Raw genomic sequence first — 23683 nt, forward strand, 5'->3', positions numbered from 1 at the left:
GATCCGACATGAACAAGCCGCTTTCCACCGTCGATACCGCCGTCTCCATCCAGCTCACCGATGACGAGCGCCAGCCTTGCGAGATCTGGACGCGGGTCATGGGCTATCACCGCCCCGTCTCGTCCTTCAACAAGGGCAAGAGATCCGAGTTCGCCGAGCGTACCTCCTTCACCGAGGCGAAGAGCCAAGGCGATGTTGCCCGCTGACCTCGCGGTGGGCGGCTTTGCGCCGCTGTCCACCTGCGATTGGCCGGGCGAACTGGTTGCCACGGTATTCTGCCAAGGGTGCCCCTTCGCCTGCCGCTATTGCCACAACACCGACCTGATCCCGCCCGGCCCTGGTGCCGGGCCGGATTTCGGGACGATCTTGGCATTGCTCGACAAGCGGCGCGGCCTTCTCGACGGTGTGGTGTTCTCTGGCGGCGAGCCGACCTTGCAGAGGGCTCTGCCGGAGGCTGCCGCTGCCGTGAGGGCACTGGGTTTTCAGGTCGGTTTGCACACCGCCGGTCCCTATCCCGGGCGGCTCGTCCGTGTGCTGCCGCTCGTCGACTGGGTCGGCTTCGACGTCAAGGCGCCATTCTCCGATTATGACAGGATCACCGGCGTGGCGGGGAGCGGCGAGCGCGCGAAGGCAAGTCTCCTTGCGCTCGTCGAGAGCGGAGTTGCCGTCGATGTTCGTACGACGGTGCATGCATCGTTGCTGAAAGACGATGATCTCGCTCGTCTTGACGGAGAGCTCGCTTCCGTCGGTCTTGGCCCAACGCGGCGGCAACCGTTTCGGGCCGAGGGGTGCCGCGATGCCGAACTGCTGGCCGGTTGACTCGTCTGCCTTCTCTTCGCGAGGCTATTTCCTGGCGATGTCGATCTTGCGGCGCGGGCGGTGCGTTGCCGGCCGCTTCACCGGGCGGCCGGAGCTGCGCCCATTGGTCGCGGTGTGCCCGATGAAGTCGCCATAAAGGGCGGATACCGCGTTCAGGCGCGCTTCCACCCCGGGTCCCAGCTCGGCAAACACCGCATTGAAGAGAAGACCGATCAGGCTCGCCATGGCCGACGTGGCGTCCCAGAACTGGTCGAAGTCGGTGCGGACGACGAACATTTCATCGGCGGCCTCACGCCCCCAGGTGCAATAGGGATCTGTGATCAGCGTTACGTGCGTGCCGGCGGCGCGGGCCGCGATTCCGAGATGGCGTGCGAGGCGAGAGTAGCGGCGGCCGTCGATGATGACCAAAGCCGCTTCCGAAGGGGTATCGAGCAGAAGTTCGGCGAAGGTACCGTCGGCGGCGTCCATCAGATGCACGCCCGGCCTGAGATAGGAAAGGCCGTGAGCAAGATAGGCGGCATGGCCGCGTTCGGTCTGGAAACCGGCGACGAAGACCTTCTTCGAGTGCGCGAGTCGTGTGGCTGTGGCCTGAAAGGCGGGTGTTGCCGCCAACTCGTGGTTGGCGACGATCGCTGCGATCTCTCTTTCGAGAGCTCGGCTTTCTCCGCTTCGGTTGCGTTTGGCGAAATCTCGTAGCCGATCGCCGATCAGAAAGGCGCGATCGCCGAGATCGCCTCGAAGCGACGCCTTGAGATCCTTGAAATGGCGAAAGCCGATGGCGCGACAGTAACGGCCGACCGAAGCTTCGGAAACTCCGATGCGTCGGGCAACCGAGCCGGCGGTCTCGAAGGGCAGGCTTGCGAGATCGCTCAGGAAGAAGCTGGCAATGGCTGCTTCCGTCCGTGTGGCGGCGGCAAGACTCTCCTCGATGCGGCGCCGAAGGTCGGCGCCCAGCTCCGCCGGTTCCCTTGCGTCGCCTTGTTCCTTCACGCCAGACTCCTCCGTTTCCGAGATGAGTGACGCTGACAGGGAAATTGCGAACTGTCAATCTTGCAAAGAAACTTGCAGAGGCCTAGGGTCCCGGGGCATTCTCGGAGGTCCTGCCATGACCCGTTCCCTCCCGCCGATCGAGCGCGCCGAGTTGAGACTCGTCCGGCTGCCGCTGATCAATCCCTTCACCATTTCGACCGGGACCATGACGGAGCGCGTCTTTCCATTGGTGACGCTGTTCGCCGGCGGGCTTGAGGGCTATGCCGAAGGCGTCATGGACCCTCTACCCGATTTTCTCGAGGAGACGATCGCCGGCGCCATGGATCTGATCGGTGAGACCGTCCTGCCGTCGATGGTAGGGCGACCGTTTGAAAGTCCGGCGGCCGTCGAGAGGCTGCTCTCGCCCTGGCGCGGCAACCGCATGGCGCTTGCCACTGTCGAAATGGCTTTCTGGGACCTGTGGGCCAAGTGGCTCGGCCTTCCCCTCAAGACCCTGATCGGCGGTTCGGGCGATGCGGTCGACGTTGGCGTTTCGCTCGGCATCGGCCCGGTGGATGGCACGCTGGCGCGCGTCGAAAGCCATGTGGCGCAGGGTTACAAGCGCATCAAGCTGAAGATCATGCCGGGTCACGACATCGAGCTTCTGGAGGCTGTGCGGCAAGCCTTTCCGAACATCAGGCTGTCGGTCGATGCCAACAGTGCCTATCGTCTTTCCGACTGGGCCGTTCTCGGCCGGCTCGACGATTTCCGGCTCGAGTATATCGAACAACCGCTCGCCCACGACGACATCGCCGATCACGCGACGCTTCAAGGCCGGCTCAGGACACCCCTCTGCCTTGACGAGAGCATCCGGAGCGCCGGCCATGCCCGGCGGGCGCTTCAGGCCGATGCCACCCGCGTCATCAACATCAAGGTCGGTCGCGTCGGCGGCATCGCGGAGGCGATCCGTATCCACGACATCGCCGCCGCTTTCGATGTCCCCGTCTGGTGTGGCGGCATGCTGGAATCGGGCATCGGGCGCGCGCACAACATCCATCTCTCGACGCTGCCGAACTTCAGAAAGCCCGGCGACACGTCGTCGGCGAGCCGGTACTTCCATCGCGACATCATCGTCGAGAAACTGGAGACCAAGGACGGTCGCATGCCGGTGCCGGAGGGGCCGGGCATCGGCGTTCACCTCGATCGCGACGTTCTGGACGATGTCACCCGGTCGGTTCGGAGCTTTTCGGCATGAGCGTCGGTGACACGCAGCCGGTCATTCGCGATCTCCAGGGCATGACCGAGTTCCTTGCTGCCGAGGAGCTGCAACGCGACGTCTGGGGTCCGGACGACAAGACCGATCCCGGCGACCTGATGATGGTGATCCAGGCGGAGGGCGGACTTGCCGCTGGCGCCTTTCTCGGGGATCGCCTGATCGGCTACGTTTTCGCCTTTCCAACGGCCACGCCCGGCGTTCAGCATTCGCACCGCCTTGCCGTGCGCGCGGAGGCGCGCGGGCTCGGACTTGGACTGAAGCTGAAGCTCTATCAGGCCGACTGGTGCCTTCGGCGCGGCATTCGGCACGTGCGGTGGACCTACGATCCCCTGCGCCTTCCCAACGCCGCGCTCAACATCGGCCGCCTCGGAGCCACGGCCGCCATCTACCATCGCGACTACTATGGCGAGATGGGGGGCATCAACGCCGGCACCGCATCCGATCGTCTTCTTGCCGACTGGCGTCTCGATGGCGAGCGTTACGCGCGCTGCCGGGCCGGGGCCTCCATGCTGACGGCAGCCGAGGCCGCCGCCGCTCACCGCATCATTCTGCCTGCGGACTTCGCGGGCTTGCTCAAGACCGATCCCGGTACGGCAGGCGCCGAGCGCCTTCGGGTACGGGAGGAGATCGAGGCGGCTTTTTCAGCTGGCCTCGTCATCGTCGGCGTTGACACGAGGGAACCGGCCTATCTCCTGGTACGTTCACCCACCGATGGGGCGGCGTGAGAGGAAACGAGCGAGCATTGCCTACGGCGATCCGCTAGACTACATAGATCCTGTACGCGGTTTTTTCTTTCTTTCGATAGATTCCAACAACTTCCCTGATTGTCGTCCTCCAGATTGTGAGAAGCCATGTCCGTCAGTTTTGGAACGTCGGGCCTCCGAGGCCCCGCCATCGATTTCACCGGCCCCACGACAGCTGCTTACGTCCGCGCCTTTTTGGAAGTCATTTGCTCCGGCTTGTCGTCGCGAACGGTTTACCTCGGCGCTGATCTGAGGGCGTCGAGCCCGGAGATCGCAGGATTTGCCGCGGCAGCCATCTCCGCCGCCGGCCGGACACCCGTTTATGCCGGCAACGTGCCGACCCCCGCGCTGGCAGCCTACGCCCTGGCACGCCAGTCCCCGGCGGTGATGGTCACCGGCAGCCACATTCCCGAAGACTACAACGGCATCAAGTTCTATCGCCCCGACGGCGAGTTCCTGAAAGAGGACGAGGCGCCTGTGCGCAATCGGGCGGAGGTTCTGCTTGGGGAGGGGCTTTCGGCGGGTACGGGCGATTTGCCACCGGTCGATCCGGCTATCGCCGAGGCTTATGTCTCGCGCTACATCGACGCGTTTTCTGGCCAGCCGCTCAAGGGCTTGCGGATTGGTCTCGATCTTCATTCCGCCGTCGGCCGCGACCTGACGGCCCGCATTGTCGAAGGCCTCGGCGCAGAGGTCTTCTCGTATCGTCGTTCCGACCACTTCATTGCCGTGGATACCGAGGCGCTTGATCCGGCCGATCTCGCGCGTGCCAAGGACCAGATCGCTGCCCATCGACTTGATGCCGTGGTGTCCACCGACGGCGATGGCGACCGGCCGCTCGTGATCGACGAGGCCGGTCGGCAGGTGAACGGCGACGTGCTCGGCATTCTCACCGCCCGCCGGCTCGGTGCAAAGACGGTGGTGACGCCGATCTCCTCGACATCGGCCATCGAGATGACCGGCTGGTTCGACACGGTGGTTCGCACCCGCATTGGCTCGCCCTATGTGGTGGCCGGCATGGCCGCCGCGACGGCAGCGCCGGTGGTCGGCTTCGAGGCCAATGGTGGTTTCCTGACGGAAAGCGATATCGCGCTGTCCGGCGGCTCGCTTTCGCGCCTGCCGACGCGCGATGCCATTTTGCCGATGGTCGCAGCTCTGGTCGCCGCCGCCGAAGCGAAGAGGCCTTTGTCGGCGCTGGTGGCCGACTTGCCGCCGCGCGTCATGAAGGCTGACCGGCTGAAGAAGATCGCGCCGGCCGACGGGGCAAAGCTTATTTCCGCGCTCGACGCTTCGCGCGAGGCACGCGTTGCACTCGATCCTCGTCTCGCCGCGCCGGTGGCGGTGGATCACACCGATGGCCTCCGCTTTGTCCTTCAGAACGGGGATATCGTCCATTTCCGTCAGTCGGGTAATGCGCCGGAGCTGCGCTGCTACGTCGAGACCGACAGCGTCGAGGCGACAGATGCCCTGCTCGGCGACATGTTGGCCGCCCTCAATCGTCATTTCGCAGCCTGAGAGGCCATGATGTCGCAAGGATCCCCCAAGGTCGTTCCTGTCATCCTGGCCGGCGGTTCCGGTACCCGCCTGTGGCCGGCATCGCGCGACGCTTTCCCCAAGCAGTTCCAGCCGCTGACCGGCGACCTCTCGACCTATCAGGAAACGCTGAGGCGCGTTGCCGATCCCACGCTGTTCGATGATCCGGTGGTGATCACTTCGGACGCGTTTCGCTTCTTCGCCCGTCGGCAGGCGGCCGACGTCGGCGTCAACGCCACGGTGGTACTGGAACCGGCGCGCCGCGATAGCGCGGCCGCCGTCGCAGCAGCTGCCGCCTATGTCGAGAAAACTCGCCCGGGCAGCGCGGTGCTGGCGCTTGCCGCCGACCATGTGGTGCTCGACGACGACGTGTTTCGCGACGCGGTCCGACTGGGTCTCAAGGCGGCGGAGGGCGGCAAGATCGTGGTGTTCGGCCTCGTTCCGACCGAACCGAAGACCGCCTACGGCTATATTCGCCCGGGCAAGGCGCTCGATGACAACGACGACCTTTGCCTCGTCGATGCCTTCGTCGAAAAGCCGAACGCGGAGACGGCGCTCGACTATCTCCGGCAGGGCTACCTCTGGAACTCTGGCAACTTCCTGTTCAAGGCGAGCCAGATGCTGGCCGAGTTCGGCAAGTATGCGCCGGACATCGGTGCCGCCGCTTCTGAAGCCGTCGACAAGGCTTCCGAGGATATCGGCTTCGTTCGTCTCGATCCCGAAGCGTTCTCGACCGCACGCAAGACGTCCATCGACTATGCGGTGATCGAGAAGACCGATGAGATCGCCGTGGTCAAGGGGCGCTTCCGCTGGTCGGATGTTGGCGCCTGGGATGCCATCTGGCAGGTGAGCGAGCACGACGGGGAGGGCAATGCGGTCCATGGGGACGGCGTGATCCTGGCCTCGCGCGACTGCCTCGTTCATAGCCAAGGCATTCTGACGACCGTAGTCGGCGCCGAAGGTCTGCTCGTCGTGGCCACGCCCGACGCGGTGATGGTGGCGCCGCGCGAGCAGGCGCAGGCCGTCAAGGGATTGGTCGATGCGCTGAAGGAAGGCGGACGCAACGAGGCGACGCTGCATCGTCGCGACTACCGTCCCTGGGGCTATATCGAAGCGCTGGTGGCGGGGCCGCGTTTTGCGGTGAAGCACATCGTGGTCGATCCCGGCGGTGTGTTGTCGCTGCAGCGGCATCAGCACCGGGCCGAGCATTGGGTGGTGGTCAACGGTACGGCGACCATCGAGATCCAAGGAGAAGAGCCCCGCCTTCTCACCATCAACCAGTCGGCCTACGTGCCGCTCGGTGCCAAACATCGCCTCTCCAACCGGGGCAAGATCCCGCTGGAGCTGATCGAAGTGCAGTCCGGCGCCTATCTCGGTGAGGACGATATCGAGCGCCTCGAGGACATCTATCGAAGAGGCTGAAAAAGCCGATTGGCGACCAGGTGTGTTTCAGATCACGGGCAAGCGGACACGTTTCGGTTCGCTTGCCCGTTGTCTTTTCAGCCCTTCCAGATCCTGTACCATTCGACGAAGCTCTTGACGCCGGTCGGCACGTCGGTCTGCGGCACGTAGCCGGTGAGGGCTTTCAGAAGATCCGGCGCAGCGTAGGTCTGCGGCACATCGCCCTTCTGCATGGGCAGCAGGTTGCGGACGGCCGGCTTGCCGAGCGCCTGTTCGATGGCGGCGATGAAGTCGAGAAGGCCGACCGGCTGGCCGCCGCCGATGTTGACGATGCGGAATGACGCCTGGCGGGATAGTGTGTCGATGATGCCCTCAGCCGTGACGCGGTTGTCCTCGCTCGGGGCAACCGGCACCAGGCGGATGATCGCCTCGACGAGATCTTCGACATAGGTGAAGTCGCGCCGCATCTTGCCTTCGCCGTAGACGTCGATCGCCTCACCCTTCTCGATGGCGTCGACGAACTTGAACAGCGCCATGTCCGGCCGCCCCCAGGGGCCGTATACGGTGAAGAAGCGGAAGGCGGTGGTCGGGATCTTCCAGAGGTGGGCGTAGGAGTGCGCCATCGCCTCCATCGCCTTCTTGGTTGCCGCATAGAGCGTCAGCGGCTCGTCGGTCTTGTCGCTCTCGGCGAAGGGGACCTTGTCGTTGGCCCCATAGACCGACGACGTCGAGGCGAGCATCAGGTGCTTGACCTCGCATTGCCTGGCGAGTTCCAGCACGTTCCAGCTGCCGGTGAGGTTGGCGTCGACATAAGCCTTGGGGTTCTCGAGGCTGTAGCGGACGCCGGCCTGGGCGGCGAGATGGATGATCACCTCGGGCTCGGCGAGCTCGGCCGCCTGCTGCAGCGCAACGGCATCCTCAAGTTGGCCGATCACCGCACGGAAGCCGTTCGACCGCTCCAGGAGGGCATGCCGCGCTTCCTTGAGGCGGACGTCGTAATACTGGGTCATGCCGTCGAAGCCGGTGACGAAGTGACCGGCGTCGAGCAGGCGCTTGGCAAGGTGGAAGCCGATGAAGCCGGCGGTGCCGGTGATCAGGAAGCGCATTATTCGGCCGCCTTGGCTGCGGCGTCGGCAAGCCCGGCGCCTCGTCCTACGCTCACGTAGCTGAAGCCGTGCTTCTCGATCTCTTCGGGGCGATAGATGTTCCTGAGGTCGACCAGCACCGGCGCCTTCATCAGCCCCTTGAGGCGGGGGAAGTCGAGGGCGCGGAACTCGTTCCACTCGGTGACGATGCAGAGCGCATCCGCCCCCTCGGCCGCTTCGTAGGCGCTGCCGACATAGGCGATGCCGTCGATCAGCTTCCTGGCGTTGTCCATGCCCTCGGGATCGAAGCCGCGCACCTTGGCACCGGCATCCTGCAAGGCCTGGATGATGGAGATGGCCGGGCTGTCGCGCATGTCGTCGGTCATCGGCTTGAAGGTCAGGCCGAGCACGGCCACCGTCTTGCCGCGCACGTCGCCACCCACCGCCTGGACTACCTTGCGCGCCATGGCCCGCTTGCGCGTGTCGTTCACCGCCACGGTGGTCTCGATGAGACGGATCGGGCTGTCATAATCCTGGGCGGTCTTGACCAGCGCCAGCGTATCCTTGGGGAAGCAGGAGCCACCATAGCCGGGACCGGCATGCAGGAACTTCGCTCCGATGCGACCGTCGAGGCCGATGCCGCGCGCCACCTGCTGCACGTCGGCGCCCACCTTCTCGCAGAGATCGGCGATCTCGTTGATGAAGGTGATCTTCATGGCGAGAAACGCGTTGCCGGCATACTTGATCAGTTCTGAGGTGCGGCGCTTGGTGAACAGCAGCGGCGCCTGGTTGAGATAGAGCGGCCGGTAGACCTCGGTCATCACTTCCTTGGCCCGCTCGTCCTCGTAGCCGATGACGATGCGGTCTGGCCGCTTGAAGTCGTCGATGGCGGCGCCTTCGCGCAGGAATTCGGGGTTGGAGACGACGGCGACGTCAGCGGCCGGGTTGGTCTCGCGAATGATGCGCTCGACCTCGTCACCGGTACCGACCGGCACGGTCGATTTGGTGACCACCACCGTGAAGCCCTTGACCGCCGCGGCGATCTCGCGGGCCGCTGCATAGACATAGGAGAGATCGGCATGGCCGTCGCCGCGCCTGGACGGCGTGCCGACGGCGATGAACACCACGTCGGCCTCGGCCACCGGGCCGGCGAGATCGGTCGAGAAGGTCAGCCGGCCCGCCTTGACGTTGGCGGCGACCAGTGCATCCAGCCCCGGCTCGTAGATGGGGATCTCGCCACGCTCCAGCGCCTCGATCTTCTCCACCGCCTTGTCCATGCAGACCACGTCATGGCCGAAATCGGCAAAGCACGTTCCCGATACAAGGCCGACGTAGCCAGAACCAATCATCACGATCTTCACGGCAAGCTCTCCTGAAACGGCGCGTCGTCTGGCCTTCAGTTCGGCGCCGAAGTGGCTCGGTTTCTACTCTACTTCGGCGCCGTCATTTCACGACGGACCGTCATTGTCGAGTGGCTTTGGGCAATGTCGCTCTGTCGCTGTGTGGCTTGACTAAACGCCGATGGTCGATGCGCACCGAAAGCTGTAGACAACGCTTATGGCAAGACGGTCCTGGCATAAGAGCGCCGATACGCGCACGGAAATTCTCAACGAGGCGGAGCGCCAACTGCAGGCGGTCGGCTATGCCGCCGTGACGATCGGATCGATCGCCAAGGCGCTTGGCATGTCGCCGGCCAACGTCTTCAAGAATTTCGGCAACAAGGCGGGACTGATCGATGCGGTGGCGCTCCGCTGGGTTATGGAAATAGATGCCGCCATCGAGACCACGGCCGACATACCGTCGGCGTCGCGGAGGCTCCGAGTTATGGCGCATCTCATCCTTGAGACCCATCTGGCTCGCGGCGAGATGCCGGCGCGTCTCGCCATCATGATCGGGTTCGATTCCGTTCCGCCTCCGAGCGCACTCGCTTTCTTCCATCGTTTGCTGCAACGGCTGGAGAAATTGATCGACGAGGGCGTCGCCGCCGGCGAGTTTGCGCCTTGCGATGGTCCTGTCACCGCTGCCGCCGTTTGCGATTGTCTGATCACCATTCTCGATCCGGCCGCCGTGCTGCGCGGTCGCAGCATTTTCACGATCGAGGAGATGACGAGAAAGTGTGATCACCTGATCGATTTCGTGATCCGGGGGCTCAGCCATCGCGCTTGAAAAGTGACAATCTGCCGAATATGGTACTTTTTGCCGGTTCGCTACAGCCGGCGGGTAAAGTCGGGCACTTTGGATTGTTCACATTGTCGTTCTGGCCTTGCTCGCGGATTGACTTTGGGGTCTGGCGAACGTCTTCTCCGATTCCGCATGCAATCACGACTTTTGGTCGCCATCGCCGGCTGGTCGGAGTTTTCCGACCTTGTCATACCAGCGGTCGATCGTGTGGTCGTCTCTTGGTTGTGCTATGACCGTTCGGGGCGCATATCCCGTCGGATGTTTCGTCTTGTGGGGTGGGGGCGTTTATGACACCGGCTCGGCTTGTCTCTCTCTTTCTGTCGGTGACGATGCTCGCCGGCTGCGCGGTTGGTCCGGATTTCGAGCGACCCGCGCTTGATCCAGGGGCGGGATATCTCGGATCTGGTGACGCCACGGCTGGTCGTGCGACCGGCGTGAGCATTGCCTACGCTGCAGACGTGCCGGGGCGTTGGTGGGAGCTTTTCCGCAATAAGGATCTCGACGCCCTCATGAAGCAGGCGATCGAGAACAATCCCGATCTGGATGCGGCGCGGGCGACTCTCAAGCAAGCCAACGAGACGGCTCTGGCCGCGGGAGGCAGCCTGTTTCCCAGCCTGTCGCTATCGAGCAACGCAGCGCGCACCGATTCGACCGGATCCACCAACGTCGGCATCTATACGCTCTACAGCGTCACGCCGTCCCTCTCCTATCCGCTCGATATTTTCGGCGGCACTCGCCGGTCGGTGGAAGCGGCGCAAGCCTCGGCCGAGGCGCAAGGCTTCACTGCCGAGGCAACGTACCTGACGGTGACGTCCAGTCTGGCAAGAGCGGTCATTCAGGAGGCTTCCTATCGCGAGCAGATCGCTGCCTCGCAGGAAGTGATCGCCTCCTACAGGGAGTTGCTCGACGTTCTCAACAATCAGGTCAGTGTCGGTACTGCGGCACGGGCCAACGTCCTGCAGCAACAGGCGGCACTGGCGCAGGCCCAGGCCTCCCTGCCGGCTCTCCAGAAGGCCCTGGCGCTACAACAGAACACCATCGCCGCGCTGATCGGCGATTTTCCGAATCAATATGCCTCTCGCAAGTTCCGCATTTCCGGCCTGAGGCTGCCGCATGCGTTGCCGCTCAGCGTGCCGTCGGCGCTTGTCGAACAGAGGCCGGACATAAGGGCAGCCGAAGCGCAATTGCATCGCGCTTCGGCCGAGATCGGCGTTGCGACAGCCGCCATGTTGCCGCAACTGACACTTTCCGCCTCGCTGCCGACGTCGGCAGCGGAGCTTGGAGATCTGTTCGCGTCCACCACGACCGGCTGGAGCATAGCGGCCGGCCTTGCCCAACCGATCTTCCGGGGCGGCACACTGGTGCACAACAAGCGGGCGGCCGAAGCGGCCTACGAAGCGGCCCTTGCCAATTATCGCTCGTCGGTGCTCGCTGCTTTCAGGGATGTGGCCAACGCACTTCGCGCACTGCAGCACGACCGGCAGGCCCTTGCCGGCTACCTTGCCGCCGAGAAGGCCGCCAAGGAAAGCCTCGACCTGTCGCAGACGCTGTTCAAGGCCGGTACCGCGTCCTACACCGACGTGCTGACGGCGCAGTCGACCTACCAGTCGGCACGGCTTGCCCGTGCTTCGGCCGAGGCCTCACGTTATCTCGACGCGGTGGCGCTGTTCGAGGCCCTGGGTGGCGGCTGGTGGAACCGGCCGGACAACCTTGTCGCACTGGCCAACACCGATCCTCAAAAGACAATGCCTTCCGTATCCGGAGAGAAGAAGTGACGAACCTCAAGAAGCTGGCTGGCGGCGTGTTGCTGCTTGGCCTTGCGTTGCCGCTGGTCTCCGGCTGCGAACAGGTGGGCGCCGTGCTGCATAAGGCCGGCGACATGCTGGGTGCCAAGAGCGGTGGTGCGCCTGCCGGCGCGCCCGGCGGCGGAATGCCGGCGGGTATGCAGATGCCGACGCCGGAAGTCGGGTTCATCGTCGTTCATCCCACTTCGGCGCCGATCGTGGAGGAAGTGGCCGGTAGAACGGCGGCATCGGCGGTGGCCGAGATTCGGCCGCAGGTTGGCGGGATCATTGAGAAGCGGGTGTTCGAGGAAGGTTCGCGCGTCAACGCCGGCGACGTTCTCTATCGGATCGATGCCCGGTCGTATGAGGCGACTCTCGACGCGGCCAAGGCCGACCTCGAACGAGCCGAGGCGAGCGTGCCGAGCGCGCAGGCCAAGTTCGATCGCTACCAGGAACTTGCTAACGTCAACGGCGTTTCCAAGCAGGACATTGACGAGGCGCGTTCGGCTCTGCTGCAGGCCAAGGCCGCTGCTGCGGCCGCCGCCTCCGCTGTCCGCACGGCCGAGATCAATCTCGGCTACACCGAAGTCAAGGCGCCGATCTCCGGACTGATCGGTCGCTCCTCGGTGACCGAGGGCGCGCTGGTGACAGCGGGGCAGGCGACGGCGCTTGCCACCATTCGCCAGATCGACCCGATCTATGTCGACCTCAGCGCTTCGAGCACCAGCATGAGCCGCATGCGGGAGACGATCGAGCGCGAGGGCGTGTCCGCAGGCAAGGAAGGACCCAAGGTCACCCTCAAGCTCGACGACAAGACGACCTACGAAGAGGTCGGCCGGATCATCTCGACCGAGGCCAACGTCGACGAAACCACCGATACCGTGACTCTCCGCTCGAGCTTCGCCAACCCGAAGCTGCTGTTGCTGCCCGGCATGTATGTGCGAGCGGCCGTCGAGGTCGGCACGGAAGATAATGTCTACCTGCTTCCGCAGCGGGCCGTGAGCCGCAACGTCGCGGGACAGGCGACCGCCTACTTCCTGACGCCCGACAACAAGGTGGAGCTACGGATGCTGACCGCCGACCGAGCCCATGGTTTCAGTTGGGTGGTGGACAAGGGCATTTCGGATGGTGATCGGCTGATCGTCGAGGGGGTGCAGAAGATCCGCCCCGGCATGGAGGTCAAGTTCGCCGAGGTAGAGCTCGGCGCCGACGGCCTCGTCAAGCCGACCGCTCCTGCGGCCGCGCCGGCCAAGGCGCCCTGATTACCCAATACGGGCCGGTTGGCGGCCACGGCCGCCTTCGGCTCGACCCGTAGCGCACGCGGTGCGCCCATCGATTCCGCTTCCGGATTCGCCCTGTTGCGGCGGACCGACCTCGTCGAGGCAAGGCATGGCCCAGTTCTTCATCAATCGTCCCGTCTTCGCCTGGGTGATCGCCATCACCATCATGCTGGCGGGTATCCTTGCCATATCGACGCTGTCGATTTCGCAGTATCCGGAGATCGCACCACCGACAGTGCGTATCTCCGCTGTCTATCCCGGTGCCAGCGCCGAGACCGTTGAAAACGCCGTGACCAAGGTCATCGAGCAGAACATGAACGGCCTCGACAATCTGGAGTACATGGAATCGTCGTCGACGTCCGACGGTTCGTCTTCGATCACGCTGACCTTTTCCAACGGTACCGACGCCGACATCGCTCAGATGCAGACGCAGAACAAGCTGCAACTCGTCGAGTCGCTGCTGCCCGACGCCGTCATCGACCAGGGCATCACGGTTACGAAGTCGACCAGCTCGTTCCTGATGGCGGTGGGTCTCGTTTCCACCGACGGCAAGCTCAACGGTACCGACCTGGCCGACGTCGTCTCCACTCGCATCGAGGATCAGCTCCGCCGCGTCGACGGCGTCGGCGACCTGATGACCTTTGGCGGCGGCTATGCGATGCGCATCTGGCTCGACCCCAGCAAGCTCAACAAGTTCGCACTGACGCCCAGCGACGTGGCGGGAGCCGTTCGGGCTCAGAACGCCCAGGTTTCGGCGGGCCAGATTGGCGGACGTCCCCTGGCGCAAGGCGCCCAGCTCAACGCGACCATCACCGCCCAGAGCCAGTTGCAGACGCCCGAGCAGTTCCGCAACATCATCCTGAAGACGCAGCAGGACGGGTCGATCGTTCGGCTGGGCGATGTGGCTCGTGTCGAGATCGGTGCCGAGAGCTACGCGGCCGATGCGTACTACAATGGCAAGCCGGCGGCCGGCTTCGGCGTCAACCTGTCTTCCGGCGCCAACGCGCTCCAGACGGCGGAGAACGTGCGCACAACACTCGATCGTCTGAAGCCGTCGCTGCCGCAGAACGTCGAGTATGTCTACGCCTATGACACCACGCCTTTCGTGCAGCTCTCGATCGAGAAGGTGGTCGAGACGCTGATCGAGGCGGTCGTGCTCGTCTTCCTCGTGATGTATCTGTTCCTTCAGAATTTCAGGGCGACGCTGATCCCGGTCATTGCCGTGCCGGTTGTTTTGCTCGGCACCTTCGGCGTTTTGGCCGTGATGGGATACTCCATCAATACGCTCACCATGTTCGCCATGGTGCTGGCCATCGGTCTGTTGGTCGACGACGCCATCGTCGTGGTCGAGAACGTCGAACGCATTATGACCGAGGAGAAGCTGCACCCGAAGGCGGCGACGCAGAAGTCTATGCGCGAAATCACCAGCGCTCTGGTCGGTATCGCGCTCGTCTTGTCCGCCGTGTTCGTGCCGATGGCTTTCATGGGCGGCTCGACCGGCATCATCTATCGACAGTTCTCGGTCACCATCGTGTCGGCCATGCTGCTGTCGGTCATCGTGGCTCTGGTTCTGACGCCGGCGCTCTGCGCCACCATGCTGAAACCGAGCCACGGCGCCCATCGAGGGTTCTTCGGCTGGTTCAACCGCCGGTTCGACGACTCCTCGTCGCTGTTCCAGCGGACGGTTCGTGGCATCATCGGTCGACCGGTCCGCATGGTGGTGGTGTTCCTGGCCCTGGTCGGCGGTGCAGCGTTCATGTTCGACAAACTGCCGAGCTCCTTCATCCCCGAAGAGGACCAAGGCGTTCTGCTGGCCATGATCCAGCTGCCGACGGGTGCGACCATGGAGCGCACCAAGCAGGTGACCGATCAGATGACCGACTATTTCCTGAAGAACGAGCCGGACGCGGTGGAGGCGGTGATGGGAATCACCGGCTTCTCGTTCGCCGGTTCCGGTCAGAACGCCGGTCTCGCCTTCATTCGTCTCAAGGATTTCAAGGAGCGTACCGACCCCCGGCTGTCGGCGCAGGCCGTCGTCGGACGAGCCATGGGCGCCCTATCGCAGATCAAGGACGCCATGGTCTTCACGTTGCTGCCGCCGGCCATGCCGGGCCTGGGGATCTCCGGCGGCTTCGACATGTACCTGCAGGACAATGCCGGCACCGGCCGTGCCGCGCTTGAAGCGGCTCGCGACCAACTGCTGATGGAGGCGAATCAAGATCCCAAGCTGATGGCCGTGCGCGAGAATGCGCAAGCCAACCAGATGCAGCTGCACGTCAACATCGATCAGGAGAAGGCGACGGCGCTGGGCATCAGCCTCGCCGACATCAACTCGATCATCACCACCGCCTGGGCCGGTTCCTACGTCAACGACTTCATCGATCGTGGCGAGATCAAGCCGGTATATCTCCAGGGAGATGCGCCCTTCCGCATGACGCCGGACGATTTCAAGAGCTGGTATGCCCGCAACAGTTCGGGAGAGATGGTGCCTTTCTCGTCCTTCGTCGAGACCAACTGGTCGTTCGGAGCGCCGAAGCTGTCGCGTTTCAACGGCGTCTCGGCGGTGAACATCCAGGGTAGCGCCAACGCTGCCGCCGGCATTTCTTCGGGCGAAGCCATGAGTGAAATGGAAAGCCTGATCGCCAAGCAGGGAGGCGGCTATACCGCCGGCTGGATCGGTCTTTCCTACCAGGAACTGCTGTCCGGCGCTCAGGCCAACATGCTCTATGCGGTGTCGTTCCTTGTGGTGTTCCTGTGTCTCGCGGCCCTCTACGAGAGCTGGACCATCCCGTTCGCCGTCATGTTGTCGGTGCCGATCTCGGTGCTCGGTACGCTGTTGGCGGCCAAGTTGTTCGGGCAGTCAAACGACGTCTACCTCAAGGTCGGCTTGCTGACGACGATCGGCCTCGCGGCGAAGAACTCCATTCTGATCGTTGAATTCGCCCGCGATCTCCAGCGGCAGGGCGAGGGGCTGATCGAGGCGGCCCTGCACGCCGCGCGCATCCGTCTCCGTCCGATCATCATGACGTCGCTTGCCTTCATCCTTGGCGTCACCCCGCTGGCCATTGCCACGGGCGCCGGCTCGGCGGCGCAGAACGCCATCGGTATCGGCGTGATGGGCGGCATGATCGCCTCCGTCACTGTCGGTTTGTTCTTTGTGCCGCTCCTGTTCTACATCGTCATGCGGACGAGCGAGCGCCTCGGCTGGAACAATCGACCGCCGGAGGACGAGGCGGCGGCCGAGATCTGAGGCCGTCCAAGGCGATGAACAGAAAGCCCCGGCATTTGTCCGGGGCTTTCTTTTGAACACTATGGAGCCAATCCCGGCTCACATCGGGGAGACGGTGGGTTCCTACAAAATAGACGTATGCCGCCCGAAAAGGCCGTACTGCGCGCTGTGGTATTTGTGTGATAAATGACCGAAGCCCGGATCGCTTTGGTTCGCGTGTCGGGTTCGCTTTCTATGAAAGAAGCTGGAGGAGCTCCATGGAATATCGCAAGCTCGGTCCGAGCGGCACCATCGTGTCGGTGCACTGCCTCGGCGCCATGACGTTCGGAGCGGAAGCGGACGAAGCGACGTCGTTTAGCCTACTCGACGAGTTTTTCGCCGCCGGCGGCAATTTCGTCGATACGGCCGATGTCTACTCGGCGGGCATTTCGGAGGAGATCGTCGGTCGTTGGCTCAAGACGCGGCCGACCGAGGCCCGGCAGACGGTCCTTGCCACCAAGGGGCGCTTCCCGATGGGGACGGGGCCGAACGACGTCGGATTGTCCCGCCGCCATCTTGGGGATGCCCTCAATGCTTCGCTTCGGCGGCTCGGCGTCGAACGCATCGATCTCTATCAGATGCATGCATGGGACGCTTTGACGCCCATTGAGGAAACGCTACGCTTCCTCGACGATGCAGTCAGCGCCGGCAAGATCGCCTATTACGGCTTCTCCAACTATGTCGGCTGGCACATCGCCAAGGCGTCTGAGATCGCCAAGGCAAGGGGTTACAGCCGGCCGGTGACTCTGCAACCGCAGTACAGTCTCCTCGTTCGCGACATCGAACTGGAAATCGTCGATGCCTGTCTTGACGCCGGCATGGGGCTTTTGCCTTGGTCGCCGCTGGGCGGTGGCTGGCTGTCGGGCAAGTACAAGCGCGATCAGCTGCCCTCAGGAGCAACGCGTCTCGGCGAGAATCCCAATCGGGGTATGGAGGCCTATGGCCCGCGCAACGCAGAAGAACGCACCTGGGCCATCATCGGAGCGGTCGAGGAGATTGGCAAAAGCCTAGGGGTATCGATGGCGCAGATCGCGCTGGCCTGGCTGGCGGCCCGACCCGCCGTCACGTCGGTCATTCTCGGGGCTCGCACGCCTGCGCAACTGGCCGACAATCTTCGCGCGGCCGATCTCCGGTTGAGCGATGAGGCGATGGAGCGTCTTACCGCCATCAGTGCGCCGACGCCGCCCGATTATCCCTATGGCATTCAGGGTGTCGCCCAACGCCACCGCAAGCTTGCCGGCGGCCGCTGAAGACCAAGCAGGACCGGGTGGAGACAGTCTGCCCGGTCCATCACTCTCATTCTGTCTGCTGGATTGGCCGGCTCTGGGCAAATCCGAGGGCAAGAATCAGCAGCATCATCAGGACGATGGCTGGGATCTGCAGGCTGAAATCGACCAGCGAGTGAACGCTTCCGGCAAGCACGACGGCTGCCGCCGCGGCCGGAATCGTCCAGTTCTCACGACGCATCGCGGCGACCGCGGTGGTGCCGGCAAGAAGAAGGACCGACAGCACGACGGCGATCGCGGCGGGGATGCCGAGTTCGGCAGCCAGCTCGAGGTAGAGATTGTGAGCGGCGTCGAAAGTCACGTCCGGACTGATGGGGTCGGACTTGATCGCGCGGAACGCATCTTCATAAGTGCCGCCGCCGTAGCCGCTCATTGGTCGCGCCGCGATCAGATCGAGCGTTTGCTCGTAGACCGCCAAGCGAACGTCGGTATCGCGATCGATACTGGCCATGCGCTCGAACAGGATGCCGCTGGTGTTGGCGAGCACGACGCCCGTGACGAGACCGGCGAAGATCAAAAGGCCTGCGAAGACGCGCCGAGCGCCCTTCGATCTGAAAAGGGCGACCAAGGCGACGAGACCGGCGCCCAAAGCGGCGACGAACATGCCCATGCGCGAGTGCGAGAAGGCAAGAGCCAGGCCGATCAGGGCGAGCGGGGCCACGTTGAAGCCGAGCTGCATCAGAATGCGGCTGAGCTGCGAACGCGACACGTCCTCTTCGTCAACGCCGAAGATCAGCGCTACGCCCATGATGGCGCCGAAGGCGGCGAAGGTCGCGAAGCTGTTGCGGTTGACGAACGTCCCGGTGGCGTCGCCGACGTAGGCATCCTTGGGCAGGAATAGCAGAACATCGCCGAAAAAGCTCAGCGAAGCCAAGGCGATGAGCGCATGGGCGGCAATGCCCAGGTAAATCACACGGAACAGCGTCTTCGCCCGCTTCTTCTCCACGGCGACCTGCAAGGCCAGTACGAAGAACAGGCCATAGGTCAGGTAACGTACCAGCATGTCGAAGGTGGCGCCCGGGCCGATGGTGATCCGGCCCGCCGGATCGGCCAAGGGCGAAAGCGCCGCCCATTCGGGTGCGGCGGCGAGACCGAACGGCAGCAGCGTCATCAGCATCCAGACGATGACCAGGCTGAACAGGATGACCGGAACCGCGAAGACGGACAGCGGCAAACGCGGACGAACGTGCCCTCGATAGAGGCCGATGGCGTAGGAAAGACCCAACACGGCGACGACAGCGGCGTAAAGCATGAAAAAGAAAGCGCGAATCCCGCCCATCGGCAGGGGGGCGAGAAGCGCTGTCACTACCAAGGCCCACCCGAGATAGTCGTGGCCTTTCGACCGGCGGGACATACTGCTCCGGTGCACCCTGTGCTGACGGTTGGCCACGTTCGGCGATCCTCCTCGATGACGGCGGCACTCTAGCCATTTCGCCAATCGGGAGCTAGAGGATCGATCTTGAAAGTTGCAGCCTTCCCGGCAACAAGCACTTGTGCCGGGACAACGTTTCCGACAATCGGCGGTTCCCCCGTGTCGGATGTGCCAATCGCTTGGCGTCATCCCTCCCTGAGCGCCCCCGCCGCCTTCAAAGCGGCCGAAGCCCGGTTTTCGACTCCGAGCTTCGCATAGATCTGTTCGAGGTGCTTGTTGACGGTGCGGGGAGACAGGCCAAGGATTTCGCCGATGTCCTTGTTGGTCTTGCCGCGACCGATCCAGAGAAGAACCTCCGCCTCGCGTGCGGTGAGGCCGAAGCTGGATTTGAGCAGATCGGCCTCTCCGGCTTCACTGCGGGCGAGCCGGTAGAGACGTTCGCCGGGACCGGAGGCGCCCATAGGCGCCAGAAGCATGGGCGGGGCGCCCGGCACCGAGAACTCCAGCGCGCCGTCCTCGCGTGCGGCCACCGTCTCTATCGTGCTGGCAAGTCCCAGGCTGTCGATGAGGCGGCTTGCCTGGGGCGTTGCCCAGACGATGCGGCCATCGGGGTCCAGCGCCACGAGGTGGCGTCCCGCTGCGTCAAGAGCCGATTGCGCGGAGAGACTGGCGCGGGCGTTGGCAAGATGGACGCGGATGCGCGCCCTGAGCTCGTCGAGGTCGATGGGCTTGGTAAGATAGTCGACACCGCCCGAGGCGAGGCCCCGGACGACATGTTCGGTCTCGGTCAGTCCCGTCATGAAGATCACCGGCACATTGGAGAGCGCGGGCAGGGATTTCAACGACCGACAGGCCTCGAAGCCGTCCATTTCCGGCATCACCGCATCCATCAGGATGACGTCGGGTGTGACACGCCCGGCGATCGCCAATGCCTGACGGCCGGACGTGGCGACCAGCACGGTGACCCCCTCGGCCTCCATGGCTTCCGTCAGGAAGCCGAGCGTCTCAGGGCTGTCGTCGACGACGAGCACGGTGTCGCGGGTCTGGGTCATGACGCGGTCATTTTCTCGAGGGTGGCGGAGAAGCGGGCAAGGTCGAAGGCGGCGAGGTGGGCACCGAGCGTCGCGATCGCCGCCGGGTCGGCATCCGCCTCGGCGAGCGCGGCAAGCTTGCCCTCCAGGCCGCGCACGTAGCCGATTTCGGCCAGCGATTTCAGCTCGGCGAGATCGGCGTCGGAGAACGCCATCTTGTCCGTGCTAGTCTCCTCGATCGAGGTCTCGTTCGGAGCGTTCGCCTCTATGAAGGTCAGGCCAAGGTGACGGCTCAGCCGATCCAGGAGGTCAGCCAGCGAGAAGGGCTTGGCCAGAAGATCGTCGTGGCCGAGATCGCTGGCCGGCATCGCGCCATCGCCGATATTGGCCGACAGCATGACGATCGGTGTCCTGATGCCTTCGGCCCGGAGCCGGCCGACGAGTTCCCAGCCAGACATTCCGGGCATTCGGATGTCGACGAAGAAGATGTCCGGCCGGGCTGTCTCCATGAGGACGATGCAATCCTCGCCACTGGCGGCCGTCAGAACGGCAAAGCCGAGCGGTGCGAGCATCTCCACCATCATGTCGCGATGATCGGCATTGTCGTCGACCACCAGAATCGTACGACGCGGTCCGACATAGCCGGTCACCGGGCGATCTCCGTCGACGGCCGCTCCTCCGACCACCGCGCCGAGCATCAGGCGAACGCGGAACATGGTGCCTTCACCGGGCGTCGAAGTGAAGGCGATGTCGCCGCCCATGGTCTCGACGAGCAGGCGGGTGATGGTGAGGCCAAGCCCGAGACCCGGGACATTGGTCGAAGCTGCCTGCCTGCCGCGTTCGAACGGCTCGAATACACGCCGCTGGTCTTCTTCCGGAATTCCCATGCCGGAGTCTGCCACCGTGAACCGCGCAACCTGATTTCGGTAGTCGACCGTGAGGGTGACCGTGCCGCTCGGCGTGAACTTGATGGCGTTGGATAGGAGGTTGACGAGTACCTGACGCAGGCGCTTTTCGTCCGTGCGCACCACGGCAGGAAGATCGGTCGCCCGGCTGGCGCTGAAAGCCAGGCCTTTGGCTTCGGCCTGCAGGGCGAACATGCCCTCGAGCTGGTCCAGAAGGTCGTGGATTCGGACGTCGGTCAGGCGGATGCGAAAGCGACCCGCCTCGATGCGGGAAATGTCCAGGAGCCCGTCGATCAGGCCTGACAGGTGTTCCGCCGATCGTCTGATGACGCCGACGGCATTGCGCCGTCCATCAGCGATGGCCGGGTCGCGTTCCAGAATCTGCGCATAACCGAGCACTGCGTTGAGCGGGGTTCGCAACTCATGGCTCAGACCGACGACATAGCGGCTTTTGGCGTCGCTCGCAGCCTCAGCCTTCTCCTTGGCCTTCTGCAGTTCGGCGTCGGTCCGTTTGTGCGCGGCAATCTCCTGGAACAGCGCCTGAGTCTGGCGGGCGCTTTCCTCCTCGGCGACGGCGCGCGAATCGCGGGCCAGAACGAAGAACCAGACGACAACTCCGATGACGACCGAGAAGACGAAGAACACCACGGCAAGCGTTCGGCCGATGAGGGCTGCCTCTTCCGGGTGTTCAATGGAGGCCTGACGAAAGACGAACCACATGATGAGGCCCGACAGGGCGACCCACAGGGAAAGCTCGATCAGATAGCGACCAAGGCGCGTGTTGGCGGCGGCGATGAACGACGACGGCAGAAGGCGCTCGAAGATTGTTCGCGCCTGGGCGCCGAGTCGCGCCTTGGGTTTGCAACGATCATGGCAGCGGGCATCGAGTGAACAGCAGAGCGAGCAGATCGGCGCCTGATAGGCGGGGCAGTAAGAAACGTCCTCCGCCTCGAAGTCGTGCTGGCAGACCGAACAGGTCAGGGTCGACGCCAGGGTGTAGGTTCGGCGCGGCTTGCGGGCCAAATAGAAGCGCCCCTTCGTCCGCCAGGCGATCAGAGGTGCGACGACGAAAGCGACGACGAGCGCCACGAAGGGAGCGAAGGCCTCCGCCACCGGACCGGCGAGACCGACATGGGCAAGAAGTCCTGCCAGCGCCGCGACCGTCATGGCGCCGACGCCGACGGGATTGACGTCCCAGAGATGCGCCCGCTTGAACTCGATGCCGGGTGGACTGAAACCGAGCGGCTTGTTGATGAGAAGGTCGGCGGAAATCGTCGACAACCAGGCGACGGCGACGATGGCGAACACGGCCAGCGTCTGTTCGAGCGCCTGGTAGATGCCGATTTCCATCAGCAGCAGGGCGATCGAGACGTTGAACACCAGCCAGACGACGCGGCCGGGGTGGCTGTGGGTGAGGCGGGAGAAGAAGTTCGACCACGCCAGCGAGCCGGCGTAGGCGTTCATCACGTTGATCTTGAGCTGGGACACCACCACGAAGGCGGCGGTCAGCAAGTAGAGCCAGGTTCCTTCCGGCAACACGTAGCCGAAGGCGACGGCGTACATGCGTGCCGGCTCGGCCGCATGCTCGACCGGCACGCCGCTTTCGAGCGCCAGTACGGCGAGGAACGAACCGGCGATCATCTTGGGCACGCCGAGCACCACCCAGCCGGCGCCGGCAAGGAACACCGCCACGAGGCGCCGCCGACCGGATCCGGGCAAGCGCGCCGGCAGGAATCGAAGGAAGTCGACCTGTTCGCCGATCTGGGCCGTGAGCGCCAGGATCACAGCGCTCGCCGCGCCGAAGGCGACAAGATGGAATCCGCCTCCTATGGCGCCATCGCGTCCCGGAAAGGTTGCCCAATCGGCGAAGCTGGCGCCGTCGGAGAAAGCGATGAAGACGAAAGGCAGGATGTTGAGGACGATCCAGATCGGCTGCGTCAGGATCTGGAAGCGGCTGATCCAGGCGATGCCATGGGTCACCAGGGGAATCACCAGAAGCGTCGAGACGACATAGCCGACCCAGAGCGGAACGCCGAGGGCCAGCTCCAGCGCCGTCGACATGATCGACGCCTCGATGGCGAACAGGATGAAGGTGAAGCTGGCATAGATCAGCGAGGTAACGGTGGACCCGATGTAGCCGAAGCCGGCGCCGCGGGTCAGCAGATCGATGTCGACGCCATGGCGGGCGGCGGTGCGGGCGATCGGCCATCCCACGACAAGCATGGCGAGGCTGGCAGCAAAGATGGCGGCGACGGCGTTCACCGTGCCATAGGAAAGGGTGATGGCGCCGCCGATCGCCTCCAGCGCCAGAAAGGAGATGGCGCCGATGGCCGTCTGGGCGACGCGCTCCTGCGACCAACGCCGGGCCGACTTTGCCGTGAAGCGGAGCGCATAGTCTTCCAGCGTTTCGTCGGCGACCCAACGATTGTACTGGCGCCGGATCGGAATGATGCGCTGCCGCGCCGCCATGCGCCACCTTCCCCCTGTTCCGCGCCCCCATATGCGGCAGACTGCCCGCTTTTCCGGCAGATGGATCGGCGCGCGTGCGATCATTTCGCCCGTTTCCAGGCCTTTAGGGCAACGGGCGGTCTCTCTTGCGGGCTGTGTGCAGGGTTCGTGCCGGTTCGACGGCGGGCTTACGTCAATCGACGTATAGGGTGTGGGGCCGGCTTGGTCGAAAGTCGAAGAGAAGGCCAGACGGGGCAAGGGGCCTCGGCCTCCAGACAAAAAAACGGGGAACCACAGATGTC

17 protein-coding genes are annotated in these 23683 nt (G+C 64.0%); 11 read left to right on the forward strand and 6 right to left on the reverse strand.

The window, feature by feature from the left end:
- The first annotated feature begins 8 nt into the window (after nt 1-8).
- Both nrdD and M4J39_RS16605 read left to right on the forward strand, forming a co-directional pair.
- The gene (nrdD, locus tag M4J39_RS16600; RefSeq protein ID WP_251729517.1) at nt 9-206 is read left to right on the forward strand and encodes an anaerobic ribonucleoside-triphosphate reductase; all 198 of its coding nucleotides are present in this window, start codon (nt 9-11) and stop codon (nt 204-206) included.
- Nucleotides 193-819: an anaerobic ribonucleoside-triphosphate reductase activating protein gene (locus tag M4J39_RS16605; RefSeq protein WP_251729518.1), complete on the forward strand. Its 627-nt coding sequence runs from the start codon at nt 193-195 to the stop codon at nt 817-819. The genes nrdD and M4J39_RS16605 overlap by 14 nt, the downstream gene beginning before the upstream one ends.
- A gap of 24 nt (nt 820-843) precedes the next feature.
- On the opposite strand, the gene M4J39_RS16610 is transcribed toward M4J39_RS16605, so the two are convergent.
- Nucleotides 844-1809 carry a MurR/RpiR family transcriptional regulator gene (locus M4J39_RS16610; RefSeq protein WP_251729519.1) on the reverse strand — a complete coding sequence of 322 codons (966 nt, stop codon included), beginning with the start codon at nt 1807-1809 and terminating at the stop codon, nt 844-846.
- 115 nt (nt 1810-1924) lie between these two features.
- Between M4J39_RS16610 and menC the strand changes: the two genes are divergently transcribed.
- The 4 genes from menC (at nt 1925) to M4J39_RS16630 (ending at nt 6762) form a co-directional block, all read left to right on the forward strand.
- Nucleotides 1925-3043: an o-succinylbenzoate synthase gene (gene menC / locus M4J39_RS16615; RefSeq protein ID WP_251729520.1), complete on the forward strand. Its 1119-nt coding sequence runs from the start codon at nt 1925-1927 to the stop codon at nt 3041-3043.
- Nucleotides 3040-3789: a GNAT family N-acetyltransferase gene (locus M4J39_RS16620; RefSeq protein WP_251729521.1), complete on the forward strand. Its 750-nt coding sequence runs from the start codon at nt 3040-3042 to the stop codon at nt 3787-3789. The genes menC and M4J39_RS16620 overlap by 4 nt, the downstream gene beginning before the upstream one ends.
- Nucleotides 3790-3915: 126 nt before the next feature.
- Nucleotides 3916-5322 carry a phosphomannomutase gene (locus M4J39_RS16625; RefSeq protein ID WP_251729522.1) on the forward strand — a complete coding sequence of 469 codons (1407 nt, stop codon included), beginning with the start codon at nt 3916-3918 and terminating at the stop codon, nt 5320-5322.
- 9 nt (nt 5323-5331) lie between these two features.
- The gene (locus M4J39_RS16630) at nt 5332-6762 is read left to right on the forward strand and encodes a mannose-1-phosphate guanylyltransferase/mannose-6-phosphate isomerase (protein WP_251729565.1); all 1431 of its coding nucleotides are present in this window, start codon (nt 5332-5334) and stop codon (nt 6760-6762) included.
- A 77-nt stretch (nt 6763-6839) separates the two neighbouring features.
- Here M4J39_RS16630 and M4J39_RS16635 read toward each other — a convergent pair whose 3' ends face one another.
- Together M4J39_RS16635 and M4J39_RS16640 are read right to left on the reverse strand one after the other, a co-directional pair.
- Complete coding sequence (locus M4J39_RS16635) at nt 6840-7847, reverse strand: NAD-dependent epimerase (RefSeq protein ID WP_251729523.1); 1008 nt, start codon at nt 7845-7847, stop codon at nt 6840-6842.
- On the reverse strand, nt 7847-9187 hold the full coding sequence (locus tag M4J39_RS16640) for a nucleotide sugar dehydrogenase (protein ID WP_251729524.1): 1341 nt from the start codon (nt 9185-9187) through the stop codon (nt 7847-7849). Before M4J39_RS16640 ends, M4J39_RS16635 begins: the two co-directional genes overlap by 1 nt.
- A 196-nt stretch (nt 9188-9383) precedes the next feature.
- Here M4J39_RS16640 and M4J39_RS16645 point away from each other — a divergent pair, with 196 nt between their 5' ends.
- The 5 genes from M4J39_RS16645 (at nt 9384) to M4J39_RS16665 (ending at nt 17589) form a co-directional block, all read left to right on the forward strand.
- Nucleotides 9384-9992 carry a TetR/AcrR family transcriptional regulator gene (locus M4J39_RS16645; protein ID WP_251729525.1) on the forward strand — a complete coding sequence of 203 codons (609 nt, stop codon included), beginning with the start codon at nt 9384-9386 and terminating at the stop codon, nt 9990-9992.
- Between the two features lie 344 nt (nt 9993-10336).
- Nucleotides 10337-11782 carry an efflux transporter outer membrane subunit gene (locus M4J39_RS16650; protein ID WP_251729566.1) on the forward strand — a complete coding sequence of 482 codons (1446 nt, stop codon included), beginning with the start codon at nt 10337-10339 and terminating at the stop codon, nt 11780-11782.
- Nucleotides 11779-13053: an efflux RND transporter periplasmic adaptor subunit gene (locus tag M4J39_RS16655; protein ID WP_251729526.1), complete on the forward strand. Its 1275-nt coding sequence runs from the start codon at nt 11779-11781 to the stop codon at nt 13051-13053. The genes M4J39_RS16650 and M4J39_RS16655 overlap by 4 nt, the downstream gene beginning before the upstream one ends.
- A gap of 127 nt (nt 13054-13180) precedes the next feature.
- Nucleotides 13181-16321, forward strand: a complete 3141-nt coding sequence (locus M4J39_RS16660) for an efflux RND transporter permease subunit (protein WP_251729527.1) — start codon at nt 13181-13183, stop codon at nt 16319-16321.
- A gap of 236 nt (nt 16322-16557) precedes the next feature.
- Nucleotides 16558-17589, forward strand: coding sequence for an aldo/keto reductase (locus tag M4J39_RS16665; RefSeq protein WP_251729528.1), 1032 nt, complete (start codon nt 16558-16560; stop codon nt 17587-17589).
- Nucleotides 17590-17635: 46 nt separating this feature from the next.
- On the opposite strand, the gene M4J39_RS16670 is transcribed toward M4J39_RS16665, so the two are convergent.
- The 3 genes from M4J39_RS16670 to M4J39_RS16680 all read right to left on the reverse strand — a co-directional run bounded on the left by M4J39_RS16670 (nt 17636) and on the right by M4J39_RS16680 (nt 23402).
- On the reverse strand, nt 17636-18979 hold the full coding sequence (locus M4J39_RS16670) for an O-antigen ligase (RefSeq protein ID WP_251729529.1): 1344 nt from the start codon (nt 18977-18979) through the stop codon (nt 17636-17638).
- Nucleotides 18980-19182: 203 nt separating this feature from the next.
- Nucleotides 19183-20049 (reverse strand): response regulator, encoded by an 867-nt coding sequence (locus M4J39_RS16675; protein ID WP_251729530.1) that lies wholly within the window; start codon nt 20047-20049, stop codon nt 19183-19185.
- A complete protein-coding gene (locus tag M4J39_RS16680; RefSeq protein WP_251729531.1) occupies nt 20046-23402 on the reverse strand; it encodes an ATP-binding protein in 3357 nt (1118 codons plus the stop codon). Before M4J39_RS16680 ends, M4J39_RS16675 begins: the two co-directional genes overlap by 4 nt.
- Nucleotides 23403-23683: the final 281 nt, after the last annotated feature.

Source organism: Pleomorphomonas sp. NRK KF1 (assembly GCF_023721755.1).
Lineage (GTDB): Bacteria > Pseudomonadota > Alphaproteobacteria > Rhizobiales > Pleomorphomonadaceae > Pleomorphomonas.